The 6702-nt window shown below is 75.2% G+C and carries 4 protein-coding genes; 3 read left to right on the forward strand and 1 reads right to left on the reverse strand.

Going from position 1 to position 6702, the window contains the following annotated elements; all coding sequences use genetic code 11:
• Positions 1–132: 132 nt before the first annotated feature.
• Positions 133–1482 (reverse strand): SWIM zinc finger family protein, encoded by a 1350-nt coding sequence (locus B9S61_RS00180; RefSeq protein ID WP_103540340.1) that lies wholly within the window; start codon positions 1480–1482, stop codon positions 133–135.
• A gap of 132 nt (positions 1483–1614) precedes the next feature.
• Between B9S61_RS00180 and B9S61_RS00185 the strand changes: the two genes are divergently transcribed.
• The 3 genes from B9S61_RS00185 to B9S61_RS00195 are packed head-to-tail and all read left to right on the forward strand — an operon-like array spanning position 1615 to position 6559.
• A complete protein-coding gene (locus B9S61_RS00185) occupies positions 1615–2850 on the forward strand; it encodes an AAA family ATPase (RefSeq protein WP_103540341.1) in 1236 nt (411 codons plus the stop codon).
• Complete coding sequence (locus B9S61_RS00190) at positions 2847–5366, forward strand: DUF5682 family protein (protein ID WP_103540342.1); 2520 nt, start codon at positions 2847–2849, stop codon at positions 5364–5366. Before B9S61_RS00185 ends, B9S61_RS00190 begins: the two co-directional genes overlap by 4 nt.
• Positions 5367–5395: 29 nt before the next feature.
• Entirely contained in the window at positions 5396–6559 is a 1164-nt protein-coding gene (locus B9S61_RS00195; RefSeq protein ID WP_103540343.1) for a VWA domain-containing protein, read from the forward strand.
• Positions 6560–6702: the final 143 nt, after the last annotated feature.

A 6702-nucleotide genomic window follows, 5' to 3' on the forward strand; every position in this document is an offset into this window, starting at 1 on the left:
GGCGGCGGTGGTCCTGCTCATGAGCTTCCTCTCCGGCGGGGGGCCCGGTGCGGTCGGACACTCATGCGCACCGAGTGTCCAGTGATGTCCGAAAGATGCCCGAGGGTGACGCGAACGGGGTGAGCGCACCGCTCAGCACAGCGGCACCGCCTCGCCGGGCCCCTCGGGCCATGCCGCCAGAGGAGTGAATCCCTGATGGCCGCACTCACCGAAGACCCTGACCGGGGCGCCGCCCGAGAGGGCGACCAGGCGCCACAGGCCCGGCCGGGACAGCGCGGCCGGGGAGAGCGGCAGCGCCGCGTCCTCGTCGGCCAGCTGCCAGCCGCCCCCGTTCCCGACCTCGTCCGGGGCCGGTATCACCCGGTCCAGCGTCACCGGGACCGACTCCAGCCACGGGTCGTCGCACAGCGCCTCGCCGTAGCGGGCGAGAGCCCGGGCCGTCGTGATGCCGGGCGGCCGCACGGTGGTCGGCGCGGGCGGTGCGAACCGTTCTCCCAGCGCCGCCCTCGGCTGCCCTCCCCCCGGGTAGGCGGACAGCTCGGCGTCCAGGGCCAGGCCGGCCGGCAGCGCGAGCTCCGGGGCGCGGCCCGCCGCGCCGTACGAGAGGAGCAGCGCCGTACGCCCGGAGCCGGTGCCGTACAGCCAGATACGGCGGGTCGTCAGCCGGCTGTCCGGGGTGTCGTACTGGGCGAGGACCAGCCAGTGGTCCCGGACCGGCGGGCCGTCGGCCGAGGCGGGCAGACCGACGCGCGAGCGGACGGTCGCGGCAAGCCCCTCCGGCAGCCGGTCACGGCGCAGCCAGGCGTGGGCCAGCAGATGGAGCAGCGCACACTCCTCCAACAGCCGCACCGGACGGCCCGGCCCGGTGTCCGGGAGCGCCCCCAGCTCCCGCACCCGGGCGGCCAGCCCCTGCGCCTGGGCGTCGACCATGCGGGCCGCGGTCTCCTCCCACAGCCCGTACCCCGCCTGCCCGGCCGCGGCCAGACCGCCCCGGAGCAGATCCGCCAGACGCTGCTCCAGTTCCTCGGCGCCCGCCGTGACCCGCTCGGCCCGGCGCTCCGCCCTGCGCCGCGCCGCCCCGGGGTCGGCGGAACCCCGGGCATCCGCGGCCCGGTCCCTCTCGGCGCGGGTGCGGCGGTCAGTGATCCACTGTTGGGCCCACTCCGGCGCCTCCGCCCGCGGCACCCCTTCCTCTCCTTCCGCCCAGCGCAGCAGCAGACCGAGCGCGTGCTCGCACGGGAACCCCGCACTCGGACAACTGCACGTGAACGCGAGTGCGGAGGCGTCCGCGACGTCGACGGCCGTCCGGTACGGCGTGCCGCCGCTGCCCTCGCACAGTCCCCACACCACCCCCGCGCCGGAACGGCCGGCCGCCGACCACGGCCCGGCCGCGCCGAGTTCGCTTCCCGCCGCACGTGACGCGGCGTCAGGCGCCAGTGCCAGCACCCGGTCCGCGGTCCAGCGCGCCCCCTGCTCAGTCATGCCACCGAAACTAGACGCCGCCACTGACAACTGGCCCGGAGAAGGCATCGGTGCAGGTCAGGGCGATTGTCAGTGGCGTGGTGCACGGTTGGTGACAGATCCGAACCGGCCGAGCTGGAGGGGGACTCAGCCATGACTGTGCCTGTCGAACCGACATCCGTCGACCCGAGCCGGAACGGCGCGCCCGCGACCACACCCGCGCCCGCAACCGCTCCTGCGGCCACACCACCGGACACGCCCTCGGACCCGCCCCCGAGCGCCGCCCCCGGGCGTACGGCGCAGGCCGCGACGCAGGCGCTGCGGCCGCACGCGGAGGACGTCTTCGCCGCCGAACTCGCCGCGCTGGCCGCGCGGGACGACCGCCCGCGTCCTGCCCGCTGGCGGCTGTCGCCGTGGTCCGTCGCCACCTATCTGCTCGGCGGCACTCTGCCGGACGGCACGGTGATCACGCCGAAGTACGTCGGCCCGCGCCGGATCGTCGAGGTCGCGGTCAGCACCCTCGCCACCGATCGCGCCCTCCTGCTCCTCGGGGTGCCCGGCACGGCGAAGACCTGGGTCTCCGAGCATCTGGCCGCCGCGGTCAGCGGTGACTCCACCCTGCTGGTGCAGGGCACGGCCGGCACACCGGAAGAGGCCATCCGCTACGGCTGGAACTACGCCCGGCTGCTCGCCCACGGCCCCGGCCGGGACGCCCTCGTGCCCAGTCCGGTGATGCGGGCCATGGCGGAGGGCATGACGGCCCGTGTCGAGGAGCTGACCCGTATCCCGCCCGACGTCCAGGACTCGCTGATCACGATCCTGTCGGAGAAGACGCTGCCGATACCGGAACTCGGCCAGGAGGTGCAGGCGGTCCGCGGCTTCAACCTGATCGCCACGGCCAACGACCGCGACCGCGGGGTCAACGAGCTGTCCAGCGCCCTGCGCCGGCGGTTCAACACCGTGGTGCTGCCGCTGCCGGAGACCCCGGAGGCGGAGGTCGACATCGTCTCGCGCCGCGTCGACCAGATCGGCCGCTCCCTCGACCTCCCCGCCGTGCCCGACGGCATCGACGAGATCCGCCGTGTCGTCACCGTCTTCCGCGAGCTGCGCGACGGGATCACGGCCGACGGCCGCACCAGGCTCAAGTCGCCCAGCGGCACGCTGTCGACGGCCGAGGCGATCTCCGTCGTCACGGGCGGCCTGGCGCTGGCCGCCCACTTCGGCGACGGCGTGCTGCGGGCCGGGGACGTCGCCGCGGGCATCCTCGGCGCGGTCGTCCGCGACCCGGCGGCGGACCGCGTCGTCTGGCAGGAGTACCTGGAAACCGTCGTCCGGGAGCGCGACGGCTGGAAGGACTTCTACCGGGCCTGCCGGGAGGCCGGCGCGTGAGCGGAGAGAACGCGGACGCCGTGGGGCCGCTGCTGCTCGGGGTGCGGCATCACGGCCCCGGGTCGGCGCGGGCGGTGCGGGCGGTGCTGGAGGAGGTGCGGCCGCGCGTCGTGCTGATCGAGGGACCGCCGGAGGCGGACGCGCTGATCCCGCTCGCCGCCGAGGAGGACATGCGGCCGCCCGTCGCCCTGCTCGCCCACGCGGTGGACGAGCCCGGCCGCTCGGCCTTCTGGCCGCTGGCCGGGTTCTCCCCGGAGTGGGTGGCGATCCGCTGGGCGCTGGAACACGGCGTCCCGGCCCGTTTCATCGACCTGCCGGCGGCACACACGCTGGCCTGGGAGAGGGACGGGGAGAGCGACGGGGAGGGGGGCGTGACCCGGCCTGCGGCGGGCCCGGGAGACGGGAGCCGGCGGCGCGGTACGGCCCCGGACGGTGAGGACGACCCGGGGACGGAGGACGAACGGCTGCCCGCCGGGGCGGAGGGCCCCGGTGACGAGGCCGGTGACGAGGCCGGCACCGGAGACGGGGACGCGGGTGCCGTGCCGGCGGCCGACGTGCGGGTCGATCCCCCCGGCGTGCCGGCCGCGACGGCCGGGTACGACGACGCCGAGCGGTGGTGGGAGGACGTCGTCGAGCACCGGGGCGTGGGGAAGGGGGACCCGGTCGCGCCGTTCACCGTGCTGGAGGAGGCCATGACCGCGCTGCGGGAGGAGTACGGCAGCGGCGGGCACCACCGGGACCTCGTGCGCGAGGCCCATATGCGGCTGCGGATCCGCGCGGCGCGACGGGAGTTCGGGGACGGCGTGGCCGTGGTGTGCGGGGCCTGGCACGTGCCGGCGCTGCGGCGCGGAACGCCCGTCGCCGCCGACCGGGCCCTGCTGAGGGGGCTGCCCAAGGTGAAGGCGGACATGACCTGGGTGCCGTGGACCCACCACAGGCTCTCCCGGTCGAGCGGCTACGGCGCGGGCATCGACTCACCGGGCTGGTACGGGCATCTCTTCGCCGCCCCGGACCGGCCGGTGGAGCGATGGCTGACCAAGGTGGCCGGGCTGCTGCGTGCGGAGGACCGGGTCGTCTCGTCCGCGCATGTCATCGAGGCCGTACGGCTGGCGGAGACCCTCGCCGCGATGCGCGGACGTCCGCTGGCCGGGCTGCGCGAGACGACCGACGCGGTACGGGCGGTGATGTGCGAAGGCTCCGACGTGCCGTTGGCGCTGGTGCACGACCGGCTGGTCGTCGGAGACGTCCTGGGGGAGGTGCCGGCCACGGCGCCCGCCGTGCCCTTGCAGCGCGACCTCGCGCGGATCCAGCGCCGCCTGCGGCTGAAACCGCAGGCGGCCGGGCGGGAGCTGGAGCTGGACCTGCGCAAGGGGACCGACGCGGAGCGCAGCAGACTGCTGCACCGGCTTCGGCTGCTCGGCATCGGCTGGGGCGAGCCGGCCGTCTCGCACGGCGCCACCGGGACCTTCCGGGAGACCTGGCGGCTGCGCTGGGAGCCGGAACTGTCCGTGCGGGTCGCCGAGGCGGGGGTGTGGGGGACGACCGTGCACGCCGCCGCGACCGCCAGGGCGGAGACGGACGCCGTCGCCGCGCGAAGCCTCGACACGGTCACCGGGCTCGCCGAACACTGCCTGCTGGCCGGGCTGTCCGAGGCACTGCCCACGGTGATGCGGGTGCTCGCCGACCGCGCCGCCCTCGACACGGACGTCGGCCATCTCGCCCGGGCGCTGCCCGCCCTGGTCCGTTCGCTGCGCTACGGCGATGTGCGGGGCACGGACACCGTCGCGCTGGCCGGCGTCGCCGCCGGACTCGCCGAGCGGGTCTTCGTCGGGCTGCCGCGGGCCTGCGCCGCACTGGACGCGGACGCCGCCGAGGAGATGCGGAGCCATGTCGACGCGGTGCACGGAGCGGTCGGCCTCCTCGGCGAATCCGCTCCGGGGCACGGAGAGCTGCGCTCCCGCTGGCGGTCGGTGCTGCGGAGACTGTCCACCCGGGACACCGTGCCGGGTGTCATCCGGGGCCGGTCGGTGCGGCTCCTGCTGGACGACGGCGAGCTGGCGCGGGACGAGGCGGCGCGGCTCATGGGGCTCGTGCTGTCGCCGGGCACACCGCCGGCGGACGCGGCCGCGTGGATCGAGGGGTTCGTCGGCCGGGGGTCCGGCGGCGGGCTGCTTCTGGTCCACGACGAACGGCTGCTCGGCCTCGTCGACGCCTGGCTGACGGGCGTACCGGCGGAGGCGTTCACGGACGTGCTGCCGTTGCTGCGGCGCACGTTCTCGGCGTACCAGCCAGGGGTGCGGCGCACTCTCGGCGAACTGGTCCGGCGGGGGCCGGGGGCCCGTGCGAGCGCGACAGCCGGGCATGCGGGCACGGCCGGCTTCGCGACCGGACTCGACACCGCGCGGACGGACGCCGTGCTGCCGGTACTGCGGCTGCTGCTGGGCCCGGACGCGGACGGCGAGGAGCCGGACGCCGGACCGCCGGGGACGACGGGAGGGGCGGAAGGGGCGGGATGACGGACACACGCCGAGCGGGGGAGACGGGCATGGCGGACACGACCACGGACCCGGCACAGGAGCGGCTGCGCAGATGGCGGCTCGTGCTCGGCGGGGACCCGGCCGACGGCACCGGCTGTGTGCTCTCCGGGCGGGACGCCGCGATGGACGGGACACTCACCGCCCTCTACGGCAAGGGTGACGGACCGCGGGCGGGCAGGGACCGCTCGGCGGGGCTCGGGGCCTCGGCGCCGTCGGTGGCCCGCTGGCTCGGGGACATCCGCGCCTACTTCCCCTCCTCCGTCGTCCAGGTCATGCAGCGCGACGCCATCGACCGGCTCGGGCTCGCCACGCTTCTGCTGGAACCGGAGATGCTGGAGGCGGTCGAGGCCGACGTCCACCTCGTCGGCACCCTGCTGTCGCTGAACAAGGCCATGCCGGAGACCACGAAGGAGACGGCACGGGCCGTCGTGCGCAAGGTCGTCCAGGACCTGGAGAAGCGGATCGCCACCCGCACCCGGGCCACCCTCACCGGCGCCCTCGACCGCAGCGCCCGCGTCAGCCGGCCACACCACCACGACATCGACTGGAACCGCACGATCGCGGCCAACCTCAAGCACTACCTCCCGGAGTACCGGACGATCGTTCCCGAACGGCTCATCGGCTACGGGCATGCCGCGCGGTCGGTGAAGAAGGAGATCGTCCTCTGCCTCGACCAGTCCGGTTCGATGGCGGCGTCCGTCGTGTACGCGTCGGTGTTCGGGGCGGTCCTCGCGTCCATGCGGTCGCTCGACACGCGGCTCGTCGTCTTCGACACGGCGGTGGCCGACCTCACCGACCGGCTCGACGACCCCGTCGACGTCCTCTTCGGCACCCGGCTCGGCGGCGGTACGGACATCAACCGGGCGCTGGCGTACTGCCAGTCGCGGATCACCCGCCCGGCGGAGACGGTGGTCGTGCTGATCAGCGACCTCTACGAAGGGGGCATACGCGACGAGATGCTCAAGCGGGTGGCGGCGATGAAGGCGTCGGGGGTGCAGTTCGTGGCGCTGCTCGCGCTGTCCGACGAAGGGGCGCCCGCCTACGACGGGGAACACGCGGCCGCACTCGCCGCGCTCGGCACACCGGCGTTCGCCTGCACACCCGATCGGTTCCCGGAGGTGATGGCGGCGGCGATCGGGAAGCGACCGCTGCCGATACCGGACCAGGGGTGACACCTGGGACTCCGGAGGCAAGGCGGACATGACGGCCGATCGGTGACAGAGGGCTTGCGCGGCCTCGGGAGGCACGTGCGAGGATCGGCGCCGCTCGATGGGGACCGTCCCGCGTCCTCGCTCGTCCTGCCGTCCGGGAGGAA

Source organism: Streptomyces sp. SM1, assembly GCF_002910825.1.
In the GTDB taxonomy this organism is placed as follows: Bacteria; Actinomycetota; Actinomycetes; order Streptomycetales; family Streptomycetaceae; genus Streptomyces; species Streptomyces okerensis.

Coding starts and splice junctions, on each gene's coding strand:
- B9S61_RS00185 (WP_103540341.1), top strand. CDS start 1,615: ATGACTGTGCCTGTCGAACCGACATCCGTCGACCCGAGCCGGAACGGC.
- B9S61_RS00180 (WP_103540340.1), bottom strand. CDS start 1,482: ATGACTGAGCAGGGGGCGCGCTGGACCGCGGACCGGGTGCTGGCACTG.
- B9S61_RS00195 (WP_103540343.1), top strand. CDS start 5,396: ATGGCGGACACGACCACGGACCCGGCACAGGAGCGGCTGCGCAGATGG.